The organism is Methylocella sp. (genome assembly GCF_044226135.1).
In the GTDB taxonomy this organism is placed as follows: Bacteria; Pseudomonadota; Alphaproteobacteria; order Rhizobiales; family Beijerinckiaceae; genus Methylocapsa.
Map to the genome: position 1 here is coordinate 60,314 of NZ_JBGAHM010000010.1, position 18,091 is coordinate 78,404.

The 18,091-nt window shown below is 64.9% G+C and carries 7 protein-coding genes and 1 pseudogene; 5 read left to right on the top strand and 3 right to left on the bottom strand.

The window, feature by feature from the left end:
* Positions 1 to 25 precede the first annotated feature (25 nt).
* Positions 26 to 952, top strand: coding sequence for an amidohydrolase family protein (locus tag ACILRB_RS06930; RefSeq protein ID WP_395665565.1), 927 nt, complete (start codon positions 26 to 28; stop codon positions 950 to 952).
* A 566-nt stretch (positions 953 to 1,518) separates the two neighbouring features.
* Here ACILRB_RS06930 and ACILRB_RS06935 read toward each other — a convergent pair.
* A pseudogene (locus ACILRB_RS06935) lies at positions 1,519 to 2,275 on the bottom strand (IS5 family transposase).
* A 108-nt stretch (positions 2,276 to 2,383) separates the two neighbouring features.
* Between ACILRB_RS06935 and ACILRB_RS06940 the strand changes: the two are divergent.
* The 4 genes from ACILRB_RS06940 to ACILRB_RS06955 all read left to right on the top strand — a co-directional run bounded on the left by ACILRB_RS06940 (position 2,384) and on the right by ACILRB_RS06955 (position 7,801).
* Positions 2,384 to 2,629, top strand: coding sequence for a hypothetical protein (locus ACILRB_RS06940; protein ID WP_395665566.1), 246 nt, complete (start codon positions 2,384 to 2,386; stop codon positions 2,627 to 2,629).
* Positions 2,630 to 2,886: 257 nt separating this feature from the next.
* Positions 2,887 to 4,230 (top strand): S8 family serine peptidase, encoded by a 1,344-nt coding sequence (locus tag ACILRB_RS06945; RefSeq protein WP_395665567.1) that lies wholly within the window; start codon positions 2,887 to 2,889, stop codon positions 4,228 to 4,230.
* Positions 4,231 to 4,278: 48 nt separating this feature from the next.
* Entirely contained in the window at positions 4,279 to 4,521 is a 243-nt protein-coding gene (locus ACILRB_RS06950; RefSeq protein WP_395665568.1) for a hypothetical protein, read from the top strand.
* Complete coding sequence (locus tag ACILRB_RS06955) at positions 4,427 to 7,801, top strand: glucosaminidase domain-containing protein (RefSeq protein ID WP_395665569.1); 3,375 nt, start codon at positions 4,427 to 4,429, stop codon at positions 7,799 to 7,801. Before ACILRB_RS06950 ends, ACILRB_RS06955 begins: the two co-directional genes overlap by 95 nt.
* A 76-nt stretch (positions 7,802 to 7,877) precedes the next feature.
* On the opposite strand, the gene ACILRB_RS06960 is transcribed toward ACILRB_RS06955, so the two are convergent.
* Positions 7,878 to 11,201, bottom strand: coding sequence for a CHAT domain-containing protein (locus ACILRB_RS06960; RefSeq protein ID WP_395665570.1), 3,324 nt, complete (start codon positions 11,199 to 11,201; stop codon positions 7,878 to 7,880).
* Positions 11,202 to 11,229: 28 nt separating this feature from the next.
* Positions 11,230 to 18,063 (bottom strand): DNA/RNA non-specific endonuclease, encoded by a 6,834-nt coding sequence (locus ACILRB_RS06965; RefSeq protein ID WP_395665571.1) that lies wholly within the window; start codon positions 18,061 to 18,063, stop codon positions 11,230 to 11,232.
* Positions 18,064 to 18,091 lie beyond the last annotated feature (28 nt).

Sequence of the window (18,091 nt, forward strand, 5' to 3'; positions counted from 1 at the left end):
TCACCCCAACCACAAGGACACCGCCATGCCACAGACTCAGCCGATCGTAGACATGCGGAGCCGGCCGTCGTTTCTCCACCCTTTCTTCGGGGCGGCGCCTTGCGCGCCCTCGTATGAGGTCGTGCGCTGGCTCAACAAGCGCGTTGGCGGGCGGGACGTCGACCATTTCGCCCGAGCCAGGGACGCGGATGGATTCATCGCCGAGATGGACGCCGCCGGCATCTCCGTCGCCGTGATGGTTGCGCGCAGCGTTCCGGGCGTTCGGGTGCCAAACGAGAGCCTCGCCGTTCTTTCCGACGCGTCGGGCGGCCGACTCGTCGGGATCGCCTCGGTCGATCCGATCGAGCTGGGGCGCGAGGGCGCCGTCGAGGCGGCGCGCCACGCCATCCGCGATCTCGGCATGAAGGGCCTCAATCTCGACGCCGGCTTCTACGCGACGCCGATGAAGGCCGACGACGAGCGGCTTATGCCGCTCTACGAAGTTTGCGTTGAATGCGGCGTGCCCGCCTTCGTGATGTCGGGGCCGACGACGCCTGATCTCGTCTATAACGACCCGCTCGCCGTCGACCGCGTCGCCAGGACCTTTCCGAAGCTCCCGCTCGTCTGTTGCCACGGATTCTACCCTTACGTCGACGCGATGGTCGCCGTCGCTTTCCGCAATGAGAATGTTTATGTTTCGCCCGACATGTACACATTCTCTCCCGGCGGCGGCCTTTACGTCGAAGCCGCCAATGGCTTCATGCGTGACCAGTTCCTCTTCGGCAGCTCCTATCCGTTCCGTCCCATGAAGCAGGGCGTCGACGATTTCGGCTCGCTCGGCCTGACGCAAGAGGCCTATGAGGCGGCGACCTGGAGAACGGCGAGCCAACTGCTCGGCCTCGCGCTTCAGGAGGCGTCTGTTTCGCCGCTCCCCGTGGCGGAGAAGAAACGCGCCGCCGGCGCTGCGGCTTGAGCGCCAGCGCCCGAGGTGAAAGGTTTTCGGCCCTTCTCAATTCCGGGCCCGCCTGCATGGTCTTCCTACCCGGAACGGCCATGCTTTTTTTTCGCCGCAGGAGCGGCGCGCAAAGCCGCCTGCGCCGCCGCGGAGATTTATTTCACGGGATCCGCGCGAGCTATTCCAGGCTGTGCAAGCGGTCCGCCGCGCCGGCTTTGTCGGCGGCCGTTTCGAACCACGCCACGACCACGGCGTCGTCGACGGGCGCATGGCGACGCGCGTCCGCTTCAACCGGCGGATATCGCCGGTTGGCCCCGTCAGCCTTCGAGGGTTCGGCTCGCAGCTTGGGGCCGCCAAACCCGGTCCGGTTTGGGGCGCGGCGTTTGAAGCTTGTTCAGTCTGTCTCTAGTCAAAAAGACGCTTCAAATCTTGGCGCCAAAGAAAGTCAAGAGAAAATGAAAACTTTCGCTTGTTTGCCGCACGAAGTTGATTTATAAAAAATAACTTCAAGTTTTCGCGTTGCGATATTGGTTTGCGGTTGCGAAATAGCTGTTTTTTCCAAGCCGATAGACTAGGGTCCAGACTCATAACCAGTAACTGACAGTCGCAGCGATGTGGACGGCGGCGAGGAAATTCGCGGCGCTTCTGTCGTACCGCGTTGCGACGCGCCGAAAGTCCTTCAACCGGCAGAACATCCGCTCGATGGCGTTCCGGTTTCGGTAAAGGACTGGCGAAAAGCAGTTTTTCCATTTCCGGTTGGCCTTGGGTGGGATGTTCGGCATCGCGCCGCGATCCTCGACCTGGCGGCGGATGGCGTTGGCGTCATAACCTTTGTCGGCGTGGAGAATGTCGCAGACGGGAAGCTGTGTGAGCAACGCCGCGCCAGCGGTGCAATCGGCGACATGCCCGCCGCTCAGTATGAACGCCAGCGGGCGACACAGGGCATCGGTCAGCGCGTGGATTTTCGTCGTTCGCCCACCCCGCGAGCGACCAACCGCCTGATTTTTCTCCCCCCTTTACCGCCTGCGGCCGAGCGATGCGCCTTGACCGCCGAACTGTCGATCAGAACCTCGGCCGGTGGCCTGCCCGCTTGCGCAAGAGCTTGAAACAAGGCCGTCCACACGCCCTTTCCGCCCATCGGACGAAGCGATTGTAGAGCGTCTTCCTCGGTCCATATTCCTGCGGCGCGTCGATCCATCGACCGCCAGATTTCAGAACTTGAACGATCCCGCTGATCACGCGGCGATCATCCACCCGCCGCTTGCCGCGCGTGTTTGTCGGCAGATGCGGCTCGATCTTTGAAAATTGTTCGTCCGTCAGCCAGAACTGATCCCGATTCATCGGCGCTTCCTTTCGGAAGCCGTGAATCACAAACCGCTGATCACGCCAACCATTTTATGGGTCCAGACCCTAAAGCTGCTTCTATTTGAATAAATTCATATGGAGGGAATGATGTCCCTTGAAGCGCGTGAACTCGCGGAGTTGATCACTTCAAATGTCTCGTCAATGGAAGGCGAGGCGGCTCAAAGTCCGCAAGAAGATTTCTGTTCGATCTGGCCTAAAGCCAAGCCAGTTCTGGAATTCGTGTCTGGCGTCGTCATTTTTATTCCTGGCGCGGGCGTGACCGCAGGAGCCGTGCTGCAGGGACTGCTGAAGGTCGGCGATCAGGTCGCTTCGCAGATTTGCCGAACCTGACCTCGTGTTTGCCAAACCATGCGCCGGCGATGGACGCTCGCCGCCGGGCGATCCTTCGCCGCGCAAGTTGTCGGCTTTATCCATGCGAAAACTGCCTCGGCGCGAACGATCGGCGGAATGACGCCGCCTCGTCAGAGGCCGACAATATATTTCTAACATAATATGTTTGCCGCTTCGGTCGTTGCGGGCCGGCTCGACTGTCGGACGATCAGGGGCCGGACCCCAGTTCCAGAACTTCTAACTGTCGCAGGCCGATCATGCGTGTTCCCGTTTTAGCGACGCTTCCCGCGCAGGAGCCATTCAGAGAATCCGCACAGTCTTCGATGGAAAGGCGCGGCCCGCCGGTCGACCTTCGGCGCGCGGATCTTCCAAGAGGATTCGAGATCGATCCCGAGTTTTCGGCCGTGCCCTTGGGCGCCGGTCCGGTTTCCGACATGAGCGCCGACGAACTTCGGGCGGACGATTCAGAAAACTTCATCGTCCGCGGCTTCGTCGACGCGGAGAGCGCGGACGATATTCCCGCTGAAATCGAAGGTCAGGCGCTGTTCTCGGATCCCGTCATTGCGCCGTTCTTGACCTGCGTCGGCACGCCTGCCTTTGGCGGCGTGCAGCAGGTCGTCTCTGGGCTTGGCGTTCAGGCGCTCCAGGCGCGCGGCCTGACAGGCAGAGGCGTCGCGATCGCGATCATGGACACGGGCGTCAACATCAATCATCTGCGGGCGAAGCTCAATGTCATGCCACGGTTCGACGCCGTCAACTCCTGGCGGCCTCCGGGAACGGTTACGGCTCCTGGAACCTATCCGATCGACCACGGGACGATGTGCGCCTTTGACACGCTGATCGTCGCGCCGGAGGCGACCCTGCTCGATTTTCCGATACTCGCCGCGACGGCGCCGGGCGGTGCGATGACGGGGCGCACGCTGAGCGTCGCGGTTCAGGCTTACGCGCAACTCATCGCCTTCTGGGGCGTCGCCTTCGCCGCCAGAGGCCCGCGATACGCGGGGCTTGTGGTGAGCAACAGTTGGGGAATCTATCATCCGAGCTGGGATTTTCCATCCGGCCATCCCGGTCGTTACATCGACAATCCAAACCATCCCTTCATTCAACTGGCCGGCGTGCTGGCGCGCTCCGGGGCGGACATCATTTTCGCGGCCGGCAATTGTGGAGTCCAATGCGCTGACATGCGATGCAAATCGCGTACGGCTGGAACGATCATGGGCGTGAACGCCAGCAGCGACGTATTGACAGTCGCGGGTTGCGACGTATCCAACATGCGTGTGGGATATTCGTCGCAGGGGCCGTCCATCTCCGGCATGCCGCAGCAGAAGCCGGATGTCGCCGCCTACACCCATTTTCTTGGTTCTGAAGCTTTCGGAGCCGGGTCGCCGGACACGGGAACATCCGCGGCGTGTCCGGTCGCGGCCGGTTGCGTCGCAGCGATCCGGACGAAGGTTCCGCCTTCCGCCATGGCCCCGCAGGCGCTCTTTGCGCAGATCGCCGCTACGGCGCGTCCCGGCGGCGGGACGACGCCTGGATGGAACGGCGACTATGGCTACGGGATCATCGATCCCGACGCCGCGGCGGCGATTTGCGGCGTATGAACTGGGCGGCTGATCAAGGCGATATGCGACATGACAGAACGGAAATCCGTGCTGCTCACCGTGCCTGGCGCCCCAGGCCAGACGCCCAGTCTCGAGGAGGCGGCCGCTCGGCTCGGTCTTCCCAGGGAGGCGCTCAACCGTGACTTTGGCGTGACGGCCCTCGATCCGGAAGAGGGCGGCTACCTGGTCGAAGCCTTTGACGACGCGCTTCCGTCGAATTTCGCCGACGAACAGGAAAAGCGCGCCTTCTCCAACCCGAGGATCGAGCCGCTCGACCGGAGAAGAGAGTGAACCTGACGGGGATGATCTAATTCGCGGGCGGCGTGTTTCAATTTTTGGAGATCATCCCATGTCCGATCCTTCAAACGTCGCGTTGGCGCCAGATCGCATTTCTGCGCTCGCAGACCGTCTCGAAGCGGCCCGTCTCATGTTGTCCCGGATAAGTCGGCCCGAAAGCGCGGCGGCGTCGGCTTCGAACGTCGACGATGACGTCTTCGAACTTGAGTGGGCGTTACGCGAAGAGCTCGAAGACATCGCCGCCGGCCTCGCCGCCGGCCGCTCGACGGAACCCGGCGGCGTTGATCTTTCGGCGACGATGCGCGCGCCTGACGGTCTCGCGGTCATGGTCGGGCATAAGCGCGCGAGCCCGGGAGCGGAAGGGGCCTGTCCGCCGTTCGCCCCCGACGACCGTTTGGAATATGGATGGAACGCCGATCTCGCGAGACGCATTTTCGCGGTCGCCGCCACGCAGGGCGTCCGCTGCAAACTCTTCACGAGAGACGGCATGGACATCGCCGGCTCATATGATCCGGTCAAGACCTGGGGGCCCGCGGCGACGGTCGAACTTCATTTCAACGCCGCCGGCGCTCCGGTCGCGAAGGGCACGCTGACTCTTTACGGCGCCGAAGCGTCGCGCCCCTGGGCGCAGTTGCTGCAAGACAGGATCGCTGCTCTGTTTGATCGCCGCCGCCGCCATGAGGATCGCGGCGTCCATATGCCTGGCCAACCCGGCTCCGGCTACGCGCGTGGCGCTCGCAATGTAGCTCAAATCCATCCTTCTGCGCTCATCGAACCGTTCTTCGGCGACAACCCCGCTGACGCAGAGCTCGGCGTGCGTATGAAACAACAGCTCGCCGAGGCCGTGGTCGGCGCCTATGCCGATTTTGTCGGTCGTCCCGCGCCAAAGCCGCAGCCTGGAAACACGGATGGTCAGGTCTCTGACGCCGCCACGGACGGCCTGTTCGCGCGACTACAGGAAACTTACGACTCGCTCGATCCACCCATAGCGGGCATGGACGCGGAGACGGCGAAAAGTCTGAAAACGATCACACTCGCCCAATGGGCCGAGGAATCCGGATGGGGGACGTCTCGCCTCGCCACGGATCATTTCAATTTCGCCGGCATGAAGGCGCTGAGCGAGGTGGAGCCCATCCTGACCCAGGTTTCGGCGCAAAAAATCTGGTACGAAGCGCATGACGGCTTCGACTGGTATTTGCGCTTCGCCAGCATCGACGATTTCATAAAGGGCTATTTTCTGTTTCTGGACCGATCGCCCTATCGTGGATGGCGCGAGGCCGCGAAACGCTCGTCCCATGATTTCATACGCTTCATCGGCCGCATCTGGTCGGGCGGCAATCCAGGCTACGCAGACCGGGTGATCGCGATCGAGCGACGTATTCTACGCTCCGTTCGCGTCGAGCCGCGGCATGACCCGGGCGATGGCCTCCCTGTCAATCTTGACGGCGTTCCAGCGGACGCCGCTCTTTTTCGGGAGCTTGTCCTCAAGCATCAGGCGGCAGATCCGGACCTTGCGCGCATGGCTCCGGTCCTTGCCGCGCAATGGGCGCATGAATCTGATTTCGGCCGTTCGCCGCTTGCGTTTCGGCATTATAATTTCGCGGGACTCGAATGGTCGGAACAATTATCTGACATCGCCGCAAGGACGCCGCATCCCACGCGCCCCGAGAAGGGCGATTTCTGCCGCTTTCTGGACCTTGCCCATTTCGTCGAAGGCTATCGGCGGCGACTGGAGCGTGATCCGGCCTTCGACGGCTGGCGCGAGCGAACGCGCACATCCGAGGACTTCATCGCCTTTCTTAGCGACGCATGGCGACGCGACGACCCCGGATATGCGCGCGCGCTCACGGCGCTTCACGCCAAATTCTCGCCGCGGAGCGCATCCCCGAAGCCAGACCCCTCCCCACGGCCGGCGCCGCGTCCGGGCGGCGGTTCTCATTCAGAAATCGATAGAGGAGGCTTCGTCATGAAAATCAAGCGCACGCGTTGCGAGCGTGCGCGAGGCCGCGCCTTCGACCGCACGGTCGGCTCATATACATGCTATTTCGAAGGCGTCGCTCTGCCCGGGCTTTCGGGCGCAGTCTACGAGCGACAGGGTCCGGGGGACAATAATGCGACCGGGCGAGCGAACCATCGCCGCGTCGAAGCTGGCGTCTATCCGCTTTCGACGCACGCCGGCGATCGAAACGATCATGGCGTGACGCTCTACCGGACTCTCGGCTATTCAGCGAGCGGCGTGGTTGGACAGGCCTCGCGGCCCTGCGTCCGTCTGCTGGGCACGCGCGGCCGCTCGGGCGTTCTGTTCCATCCGGCGGACGGCTATCTCTGGAGCGTCGGATGCTTCAATCTCTCGAAGCCGCTTGCCCCTCTTGGCCGGATCGAATGGTCTGACAGCCGCGCCCGCGTCATCGCCGTCATCGACGCCATGCGCAATAGTCTGGGCGCCCGCTTTCCCGCCGACGCGAACAAGCCGATTCCGGACGCCGTCATGATCGTCGAGGGAGAGCCGGGCCCCGCCGGCGCGCCGCCGACGTCTATGGCGTCGGCGTCCGCCTTCGGACGACTCCAGCTCGACGCCGCACGCACGACGCTCGCTTCTCCCGCGGCGGCCGAGCTTTCAGTCTATGATATGTATCATTTATTCGAATCGGCCCTCGTTGGAGGCGCGGAGGCGGGGGACATCGACATCCGGCTTGTCTCCCAGATCCTTGATGGCGCGAGCGACGTTTCCGTGCTGCGTGACGAAAGCGGGGCGGGCGTCTGGACGCCGTTCGTCGGCGCCTGCTCCATCGTCGAAACGCACGCCGATCCTGCCGCGCGCATGGCCCTGTTCGGCATTCTGTCGCTAATCGCCGACAAGCTTGTCGCGCGCGTGACGGTCGAGGACGACCGCGGACCACACACGCCGATGGTCGAAGCGAGCGTCGCCGATTCGCCGGCGGCGCTTGCGCAGCTCAAAACTGTTGGCGCCTCGGTTGACGGCTATGATCGCAGCGGGATGACGCCGCTGCTCGCGGCGGCTTATTATGCGAGCGTCGCTGCGCTGCGCTGGCTGCTTGAAAATGGAGCGGATCGGCTGGCGAAAACAACGCCACCGACTTTGCGAGACGAGAGCGTCGCAGACGTCGTCTCCGATGATTCGACAAACCCGCCTCCCGTCGGTTTCGACGCCATGGCGTGCGCTGAGGCGGGCAAGCGCAGCGTCGAGGGAGACGACGAAGCTCTCGATCTTTACGAAACGACGATTTCAGAACTCTGGCGCGCCCGGAATTGAACCCCTGGCGGAAGCCGGCCGGGTCGAAAGCGCGCGGGCATGATCGCGCGGCGCTTTCTTCGGGGGCGCGCGCCTGTCAGGCTGCAGGAACATCCTCCATCGAAACGCGTGCGTAGGGGTGTCCATAGACAGTGTAGGCGAGCCATGTGAAATCGTTGCGGGCTCCTTTCGCCGCCTGCCGGGCGGCGCGAATCGACTCCATCACGGTCCGGCCGACCTTCAATCCCTTGTAGAACGCTTCACAGAACGGAACCGCCGGCTGGTCGCCAATCGACCATAATGTGCCGACGAACAACCCTGCGCCTTTCTGCACGAACGCCTGGGCGAGACCGCCCGCGCCGCTCAGCGCATATCCTCCGACGCCTGACTGGCAGGCGTTGAGGAAGATGATCCGGCGAACGTCGTCCTTGTCCAGGGCGGCGCCGGCGCTCACGTCGTCGACGCTCAGCTCCTCGCGGACGACGCGGTTGTTTCTTATGAAGCCGGCGAGAATCAGACCCGAGTTCCACACCTGTTCGGGATCGCCTGCGCCGTGACAGGCGAAATGAAGCAGGTCGAAATCGACGTCGTCTTCCTGCGCAAGCGTTTTCAGAATCGGGCCAAGCCGTCCTTCGACGGGCTTCGCGTCGAGCAGCGTCTTGAGCATCGACACTTCCTGCTCGACATGCGCGAGTCTGTAGTTGCGATCGAGGTAATCCGGCGCGCAATAGAGCGCCTTGCCCTGACGCAGACGGAGGCGGACAGGAGGCAGGGGCACGTTCGCGATCCAGCGCGTCAGTCCCATCTCGGCAAGAAACGCGCCGCCGCGCTGCGCCGAGTCGCCGTCCGGCGCCGTCATGTAGGCGATTTCCCAAGGGATGGACGGTTCACGCGAAAAGACCTGAATCGAACCGATGCGCTCCCGGTTGTCCCACAGCAGGCGCCGTAAAGCCTCTGGAAAAAGACCACGAAACAACACGGAGCCGACGTTGCGCGCGCTCAGCGAGAGCGCCTTATAATCGGCCTGGTCATCGGCCGCCCAGTTCTCGAGTCTCTTGTAGAGCGCCTTGACGTAGTCGATCTTGTCGGATCGGTTGAAAGCATTGTCGTCGGTTTGATAATCATTATGAACGCCGAGCTCTTCGCAGCTTGCGAGAAAACGCAACCGCCATCCGCCATCCGCCAGCCGGTCCTCGAAAATATTCAGATCGAGCAACGGGAGGTCGGGCGCTCCTGACTGCGCCGAGGCGAAGGCCGTGATTGTCCCCGCGGCGGAAAATCGCGGCTGGAGGACGAGGCGGGCGAGGCGGAGCGGGCCCTGATATGCGTTGACCCAGACTTCCGCCGGCCCCGCCGCCGTTCCGCGCAACCTGAAGGTCAGGTTCTGCGGCTCGCCAGGCGCCGGGGGTGATATTCCTTCCTCATCCTCGCCGACAATGACGCAATTGGACCTCGCGACGACCTGAATACGGATCTTGCGTCCTGGAGCGACTGAAAGCTTTTTGGCGGCGTAAACGGCGCCGGCGGGCGCTTCGATGTCTTCGTGCGATAGCGTCACGTCAAGATCGACCGAACGGCCAAGACGCGGCGCCTCCGGCATGGAGGCCATGACGTTGCATGAAAACGAAGGCTCTTCCGGATCGGGAGAAAACGGCCCTTCGTCGCGCCCGGCGAAAATGACCCGCTCGGGCGCGGAGCGTCGGCCGTCGCCATAAGCCCCGGCCTGTTCCGACGGCGTGATCGGCAAAAGAGAACCATATTCCTTGATGATCGGCGTCCAGCGCGACATGCTCTCAAGCGAGGCTGAAGCTTCTTCAAGTCTGCTGAAATCCATCGACGCCTCGCTGTGCGTCGCCGCGTCATCCGTCATGGGAAGATCGAGCGTCTCGCACAGATAGCGGCAAAGCCGCGGCGACGCGAAATAGATCGTATGATAGACGGCCTCCGTGTCTCCGAAGTCGAGTTCGCGGCCCTTCCAGAACAACTTTCCACGCGCGCCAAAATTGCTCATCGAGTCTGTGTCGACCACAAGGTCGTTAGGCGCGCCGCGCCACAGATCGTTCGTGACCCTGTCGAGCAACAGTTGCGCGAGCTCCCGCGTCAGTCCTTTCGACGGCTCGAAACGCGGCGTGAAGTTGGATTGCACGACATAATAATCCGGCGGATTGGAGAGAGGTCCATCGAGCGCGAGAAGCCGCCGCGCCGTCGCGCCGCCGGGCCGCATGGAGGCGAGGCCGGGCAGCAGGCGCTCGGCCACGGCCTCCTGCGCGAGCGCCTGCGCGAATTCGCCGAGTGTCTTCATGGCGACGTAAATCAGCGCGCCGAGCGCGACGGCGCCCGAAAATCCCGTGACGACCCGCGCGCCCGCCATGACGACATTGGTGTAGAGATTGACCAGCGCATCCCAGTTGTCGGGCTCGGCGAGATGCGTTCCGGCGTTGGCGCAGCCGACGAACACGGCCTTGCGAAACCGCACGTCCGGCCGGCGCAGGGGAAAGATCTCTTCAACGAGAATGCGAAGCAGAAGCCCTCCGCGGCTGAAGGCGATCGCGTCGACGATGGCTCCCTGCGGCAGGCCGGAGAGCGCGTCGGCGAGGGCTTCGGCGTTGGTCTCGACGTCTTCCGTCAGAGTCTTGTGGTCGAAGCCGAGAACGGCGTCATAGGTTGACAACGCCGCGTCTAGAAACGCTTCTCCGTCCGTGTTGAGCGCGAGATGACCGAAACTGCCGGCCGTGGACGAGAAGGTTCCATGCGCCAGCAACAACACGCGGGCGGGTCGATCTGTCGGGGCGGAGATCTGTGGAACGCCGACGTTCGCCTTCCAGAGCGAGGGAGTCTTGCCGTCGACGGCGACAAGCCCGGCCGGGTTGCCGCTTTCGATGCGCGCGGCGGCGGCCTCGATGGTGAGCCGCGCGGCAAATTTCAGGACCCGCACCCGAATAGGTCTCAGCAGAGCTTCGGACAGCCAGCTGCGGAGCCCGCCGCGCGTCCCGGTCTGTTCGGCGAGCGGGAATTCAAATATGACGGAGCCGGGCGTTCCACGACGTTCGCCGGAAGCGTCGTCGGCTTGCGGCCGCATCCAGCCAAAGACGCCGCCTTCGCTCTCGACGAGCAACAGGGCGTTTTCTCCCGGCCCCGTCATGACCTTGACCGCGCCCGCCTCGCCGGGGGCGCTTCGGAAAGCCCCTTCTGGCGCAAGATGCGCCAGCGCGTCTCCGGCGATCTCGAAGCCCGCGGCTTCGAGCGCGTCGGTCAGCGCGTCGTCGACCAGCCCGCCGGAGCGCTGCGCGCTCTCGACCGACATGTCGCGCCTTTGCGCGCCCGCATCCCTTACGTCGAAAGGTCGCGCCCACGCATAGTCCGGAATCTCGATGACGACGTCATCAGGGCGTCCGAGCCGGCCGGCCGAGATCTTCTTCATGGGCAGCTCCATCGGGTTCGGCGTCGCGTCAGAGCACCGCGTCGGCCATTTCGTTCAGCTCGAAGACGACCGGCTGATTGGCCGTGACGGCTTCCTTGAGCGCGTCGAGGCGGCCCAGCGGATCGGCGCCAATGAACGCCGCGAAATCATAGCCCGTCGCTTCGGCCAGATCGGCGATCCTGATCTGGAACGTGCGATATGCGCCGAGGAGCCGGGCGCCCTCGCGCGCTTCCGGGCGATTGCGTTTTTCGATGAGCTTGCGGATGAGCTGCCCCTGACTCAACAGATAGGCGGTGGCGTGCAGGCTCTCTCGATCCGCGCCGATCATGGCGACGAGCTTCCAGAATTCCAGAGGAACCCGGAGTCCGTCGATCTCCGGATCGTCTTCGCCGAATACGGGTCCTGTAAAGACGCAGGCCCTGAAGCCATAGGTGCGCGCGCTGCCAAGGATGTAGTTTTCGAGCCCCTGCCACAGAGTCTTGCCCTGGTTCAGATCGGAATGTTGCGGCGCGCTGTTGACATAATGGAAAGTGTCGGCGTTGGCCTGCCGCGCGTCGGCGCCCCAGTTCGGATCCTCTCTGCGCACCATATGGCCGCGGTCGATGCTGGGGTCCGCGTAGGCTGCCGCGCCATGTTGTGTTTCGAGCGGAATGCGGGCGTCGAAGAACCATTGGTCGGCGCCGCGCTTGATCGGAACCGAAAGCTCGCCGTCAATATTCACGGCGGTGATCGCCGGCAGCTTGAAAACCGTTGAGAATTTGACGCCGAAGTGAGTGTAACGCAGCTCATGCGGCCGGTCCTCCGTCGCATCGGCAGGACGAGCGAGCGTGGCCTCGACGTCGGCGCTCAGCCCCGGCCAGGGCGCGACGAACCGGTCTCCGAGAAAATTGGACTCATAGCCTGCGCGGTTCGCGAGGTCTTCGGCGCTGTGAACGCCGTCGGCGCGGGCTTCCTGCGCCGCCTGGTCGTGAAGCAGCGCGCCCGGGCTCAGCCCGCGGCCGCCGCGGTCGCGCAGGGCGCGCAGCGTCGTCAGAGAGACGGCGGTGTTCTCGACGCCGTAGGCGCCGGCGAAATGCAGGCCGATGACCGCGCGCTGGTCGAGGCTGACCACGGGAGAGCCGGAATTGCCGCCAAGGGTCGTGCAATCATAGCGGATCAGTCCGTCGGTCGACGTCGATCGGATCAGCATGCCGGGCGAGAAGCGCTTGAGGTCATAGCCGTCGTTGAAATATCGCGCCAGGGCCGCGATCGCTTCCGAGTCTTTTTCGTTGCGTGAATCCCGGGCCGGATAGCCGATCACCGCGACAAGCTCGTTGAGCTCGCCGTCGCGCTCGGCCAATTCGATCGGCGCGGGCAGGGTCCATGCGACGCCGGACGGCAGGGAGACTTTCATGAGAGCGGCGTCGGCCGCGTGATTTTCGGCGAGGTAGGTCACCGCGAGAACCGGGGCGGCGCGCGCATCCTCCCTGCGCGCGTCGATCTCCTCGTTGAAGTCGACCGCCGCGCCAAATTTCAGGCCGGTCACGGGCGAGCGCATGAACACGCCGGCGCCGTTCGCCGCGCGTCGCGCGACCAGTTCGGCGACATGCCGGTTGGTCACCACCGTGCAGGCTTCGGCCGTCTTGTCGAGCACCCACGCGGTTCCGCCCCAGATCATGTCGTGGTTCACGAATTCGACGCGGCCGACGGACGCGACGAGCGGCTCGACCCGCCTGATCTTGACATCCGTGTCGGCAGGAAAATCGAACAGCGGCTGCAACTCGACCTTGTTGTCGCGCACGATCAGCGGCGGCCGGCCCGCCATCCTGATCAGGGCCTCGAGCGCCGGCGGATTGACGCCAAGCGTCTCGAGCCTTGCGGGACCGGCGGACAGCGCGTCGAGAGCCTGGCTGTCGGTCATGCCGAAGCGGGCCGCCCAGTCGGGCTGCGTCTCGATCATTTTCGCCGCCGCCTGCCTGAATCTGGGTATCAGGGTCTCAAGCGCGGCCATGCTTTCTTCATGGCTTCTCCGCCCGACGCCAGGCGGCCGATCGACGAATTCGTCCATGGATTTTTCCTTTCGAAGCGACGTCAGGAATAGGCTGCGCGGCCCTGTGGCCTTGATCGTCTCCTTGGAGGCGCGGATGACCGCGCGGTCGGCCGCGCGCATGAATTTGAGTGTCCCGCCGTCGCGCGAAAGGTCAGCCTCGTGAGCGCGCGAGGGCTTTGGCCAGCGCTCTGGCGGCGGCGCGGGATAGGCCCAGCGACCGAAGACGGTTTCCCGGAAGCGGCCGGCGGCTTGAGCGATAAGGCTGAGGTCCGCGGCGAGCCGGGGATCGGCGGGGCGCGGCTGCGCGGCGGCGCCCCATTCGGCTAAGGCGCTCCATTCGGCGAAGGCGCCGAGATCGCGCAGGATCTCGATGTTGTCGAGATCCGGCCTTGTGTCGAAATCGGCGCCGGACAAGCGAAGACGCATGACGAACGGCGCGGCGTAGGGCGTGAGCGACGCGAGCGCGCGGGCGCAGGCCGACGCGCTCCGCTCGCCCTCGCTCGAGGTCGGAAGCGGCGCGTGGCCGTGCTCCTGCCGTTGGCGATTGGCGATCAGAACCGCTTGGGACAGTCGCCACGAGCGACGCTCTTCATCCTGCGGCGCGCCCCACAGATCGAAAGCGGCGCCTACCGGATCCGCAAGGCGCCTGGCCGCCGGCGGCCGCTCGACGCGCGCCGTTTCGAGGCAGAATCCGAGCGCCCCCGCACCAAGGTCGAAGGCTGCGCCATAGAGCGGATTGCGCGTGAGAGCTGCCGCGAGGTCGCATGCTCCTTGCTCCGGACGGCGCCGCGCGGCGGCGCGGAGCTCATCGACAAAACGCGCGAAGTCGAATTCCGCCCGCATCTCGAGCCAGGCCGTCCGGTCGAGCTGGCGCAACGCGCCCGGGCGTTCGCATGCGAGGCCTGCGCCGAGCAGTCCACGCGCTTCGCTCCAGCGTCCGGCGCGCCACAAAAAAGTGCGGGCGGCGTCGGCGGCGTCGCTCGCGCGGGCCAGCAGGCGTCCCTCGAATTCCCGCTTGAAGATGCGCCCGGCCTCGACCCAGTCGCTTTTCTCCATGTAGGCGCGCAGGTCCAAAGCGCCGGAATGGTCCACCGTATGAGCGGCGGCGGCGCGCCATTTCATGTCGACGATCTGTTGGTCGGAGACGGGTCCGCCCACATCGTGTTGTGCGGCGGACAGAACAGCCTGCGCCCCGGGCGGAAGCTCGTCCAGGGTGCGCAGGCCGAAATTCCTCGCAATCGACCGATCGATCGTCGGCGCTTCGCCGCCCGACCGCATCAACTGCAGGCGATGATAAAGAGCCTCCGTGCGGCACAGCGGATCAGGACGTCGCTCGAACCACCGCGCCGCGCATTCATCGACCTGCCTGCATTGATCGGGCGCGGCGGAGCGGAGCAGGGGAAGGATCTGCCGGCGGATCTCCGGCCTGATCCTGATCCAGGCGGCGCCCTCGCCGGGCGCGACGTCGGTCTTGTCCTCGTTCGGGTCATCGCCGTCGCGGTTTCGCGCGAGGCGCGGGTCGAACGTTTCGCAAAGCCACTGTTGCCGGGACAATTCGCCGACGAGGCGTTCAGCTTCGGCGCCGCGCGGGCTTTGCAGGTTCAGGCCGCAGGCGACGGCGAGGTCCGCGGCCAGAGACGGCGTAAGCCAGCGCACGACCAGCCCACATCTGGCGAACCGCTTGAGCGACGGATTCGGCAGGCGAGAGAGAAGGATGCGCTCGATCAAAGCCTCGACGAGAGCGCCGCCGTCGAGGGACTTGCTGGCCAGTTCGAGCAGGAGCGGATATCCGTGAAGCGCCTGCAACGCCGGATCTTCGGACACGTCACTCGATGAGCCGGCCACAATCTGGCTCGCGTCCTTGTCGGACAGGGGCTGCAATTTGGCGAGACGTCTGATCGCACGGCCGGAGAGACCGCCGAAGGCGTCGCCCCGACCCGCCGCAATCACTGTCAGCGGGCCGACGCCGAGTTTGAACAGGCTGTCGAGCCAGACGAACACGCGCTCTGGATGCGTCGCCCCCCGCGCGCGGAGCGCCTCACAGGTGTCCATGACGACGAGCGTCGGGCGCGAGCCGCTCGCCGCCGGTGGAATGAGCGCCTTCAGCGCCATGAGCCGTTTCGGCGCAAGCCTGTCCGGTTGTTCGCCGCGCGTCGGCTGATCGCGGCGCAGCGTCGTCGCCGCATCGCTGGTCTTCGTGACGGCGCCGGCATGCGCGGGATCGACGACGCCGAGCTGCCGCGCCGCCTCGAGCGTCAGTCCGACAGGATCAAGGGCGTCAAGGCTCGGCCGGTCGAAGTCGAGCCGCACGACCCGCGCCCTCGGCGGGGCGCTTTTGCGCCATTGCTCGACCGCCCGCTCCAGCAAGGTCGATTTGCCTATCCCTCCCGACCCGGAGATCAACACGGCGCCGACCGGCGGACGACGGCACTTCGCTTTGGACAAAAGTCGCGCGAGCTTCCGTTCTTCCTTATGACGTCCGACGAAGCGGATCGACGGATCAGGCGGCCGGGCGCCGTCTGCGGCGCGGCCGCACGCGAACATCGCCTTGTCAAGCCGTTTCGTTGCGCCGTGCCTTGCGCACAGGCGCGGACCGAGCCGCTCAAGGGTCGTGACGAAGCGCTCGGCCGCGGCGGCCTCCTGCGGCGTCGCGGCGCCTTTCGCGAAGACGCCCTTGCCGGCGAGCGCGTCGAGGATGTCCTTCGCGTCGTCGTCAGGGGCGCGCTTGCGCCGTTCCACGATCGCGGCCGCAAGGCTTCCGTTTTCGGCGAGTTCGAGAAGCAGTCGCTGGCGATGCCCGGCGCGCATCAGCCAGCGGCCGTCGCCGCGTCCGGTTTCACAGCAATTGGCGAGCGTCGAGGCCGCGACGGCCAGGGCGCATGGGTCTGGCGCGTGGGCGCAATGGAATGCGTCCTCGGGCGAGAACAGTCCCGACAGGGCGGCGAAACGGAGGGCGTCGTTGATCATTCTCGCCAGCGCGGGGGCGCCTGCGCGTCGCGTTTTGGGCGCGCGCTTCAGTCCGCCGATTCTCCACAGGTCGGAGTCGATCGCGCGGCAGAGGCTTTTGATCGCGCCAAGCCCGTAACGCCCGTTTATCGCCGTGTCCGGCGGAATCTGGCGCAAAATGTCGTCGAGGCGGATGTCGGCTTCGTGCGTCGTGAACCGGCGGCCGAAATCGGCGGCGGCGAGTTCGACGACATGGGCGATGTCGCTCGCCTCGACGGCGCCGAAGATCTCCACGAGAAAGCCGGGCTCTCCATCGTCGCTGGCCTCGACGCCGTTCAGCTCCGGTCCGGGAGTTCCGAGGCGTTCAAAGCCGAGCATCACGACGCGCAGAGACCGGCGCCGGATGGCCGCAGCGCAGAACTCTTCGAGCTCCATCGTCTCGTTCGACGCGAGGCGTCGCGGCGCCTGAAGAAAAACGAACCACCAGAGTTGGCCGGCCGCGCTCGCCTTGTCATCGAGTTGCGACGCAAGCGTCTCCGCGCGGGATTTGACGGTCGCCTGCCGCGTGGTTTCGTTTGTGCCCAGACCCGGTTGCGCCGCTGCGGCCGGCCCGCCGGCGCGACGGGCGATCTCGTCAAGCACCTCGACCGAAAAGCGCTCAAAAGTGAGTTCGACGACCCGATGCCGCCGGGGACCGTCGCGCTCCAGAATCTGATCCAGCAGACGCCTCGAAAAGGAGAGGCCGCGCGTCGGCTGGCGTTCGGCGTCGAGCCGCTTGACCCTGACGCCGCGCGGACGGGCGTTTTCGCGGATCAAGGCCTTCACCGCTTCAAAGAACGCGTCGCGGCCGATGACGAGGTCTTCGTCCAGTCGCCAGAGATAGGCAGGCGCGACGTCCCTTGCGATGACATCCCGAATCACGGGCAGGACGGTCGTCGCCGGCACGAGGCGCCGGTTTTTAGGGGAGCGGCCTTGATGGACGCCCATGAACTGCCGATTAAAGTCGAAGCATGCGCCCCCGGACGAACCGGAACTCGTCGCGGCGTCATGAATCAGGCGCTTCGTCAGGCCCGGGGACGAAATCAGCCTGCCGTTTGCGTATCCGACCGAGTTTCCCTTCGGAAAGTCAAACACGGCCAGACAGTTGGCCGGCGCCGGATTGGCGTTCCCGGCGGACGACAGCGTCGGATAGCCGATACGGACGCCGTCAAAACCCGCAAGGCGTATCAGCGCGAGGTCATGATGATCATGGTAGTCGGGGTCGGCGGCGTCGGCGGCGGCGAAGGTGTTTTTCAGCTCAAGAGCGGTCGCAGGCGAGTCCACGACGAGTTTTGGGAGCGCCGGAACCGTGCGGCCGTCCGAGAGCCGCACGAAAATTCGGCCGCTGGCGCTTTTGGGGTCCTTGGAGCGGACGACGTGCCAGGCGGTGAGCACGAGGCTCGGGCCGACCACCAGGCCCGATCCCTGAACGCGGCCGTCGATTTCGATGCGACAACTCCAGCGCCGGGCGCGTTCAAAAAAATCGGAGGTTTCGGGGGTCATGCGGCAACCCGCGCCGTTCGACGGGGCCGCCTGCGGCGTGCCCGGCGCGCAAGTGTCGGGCTCGAGCATAAGCAACGCCGTGGCGAATGAGCTGAGCTGATTGCGGCGACCCAGCAGATCCAGCAGGAACTTCGCGAAATCGGTTGCGGATTGGCTTCCGTCACGGCGGGCCAACGTCAGAAAGGCTGCGCGAACGCCTTCGAAGTTGAGAGGGTCGGACCCTCCGCGCATGTCGAGCGCCAGGGCCCGAGCGGCCCGTTCCGGCTCCAACGTCACGGCTTTGAGCAACTTCCGTCGCTGTTTCGGCGTCAGCGCGTCTTGCGTGGGCGGCGCCTTTGCGTCCATGGCGAGGTCTCCGACCTCCGTCGGCTGC

What these genes read in the sequence shown, in the direction of transcription:
- ACILRB_RS06940 (WP_395665566.1), top strand. Translation starts at nt 2,384, where the DNA reads ATGATGTCCCTTGAAGCGCGTGAACTCGCGGAGTTGATCACTTCAAAT.
- ACILRB_RS06945 (WP_395665567.1), top strand. Translation starts at nt 2,887, where the DNA reads ATGCGTGTTCCCGTTTTAGCGACGCTTCCCGCGCAGGAGCCATTCAGA.
- ACILRB_RS06965 (WP_395665571.1), bottom strand. Translation starts at nt 18,063, where the DNA reads ATGGACGCAAAGGCGCCGCCCACGCAAGACGCGCTGACGCCGAAACAG.
- ACILRB_RS06960 (WP_395665570.1), bottom strand. Translation starts at nt 11,201, where the DNA reads ATGAAGAAGATCTCGGCCGGCCGGCTCGGACGCCCTGATGACGTCGTC.
- ACILRB_RS06930 (WP_395665565.1), top strand. Translation starts at nt 26, where the DNA reads ATGCCACAGACTCAGCCGATCGTAGACATGCGGAGCCGGCCGTCGTTT.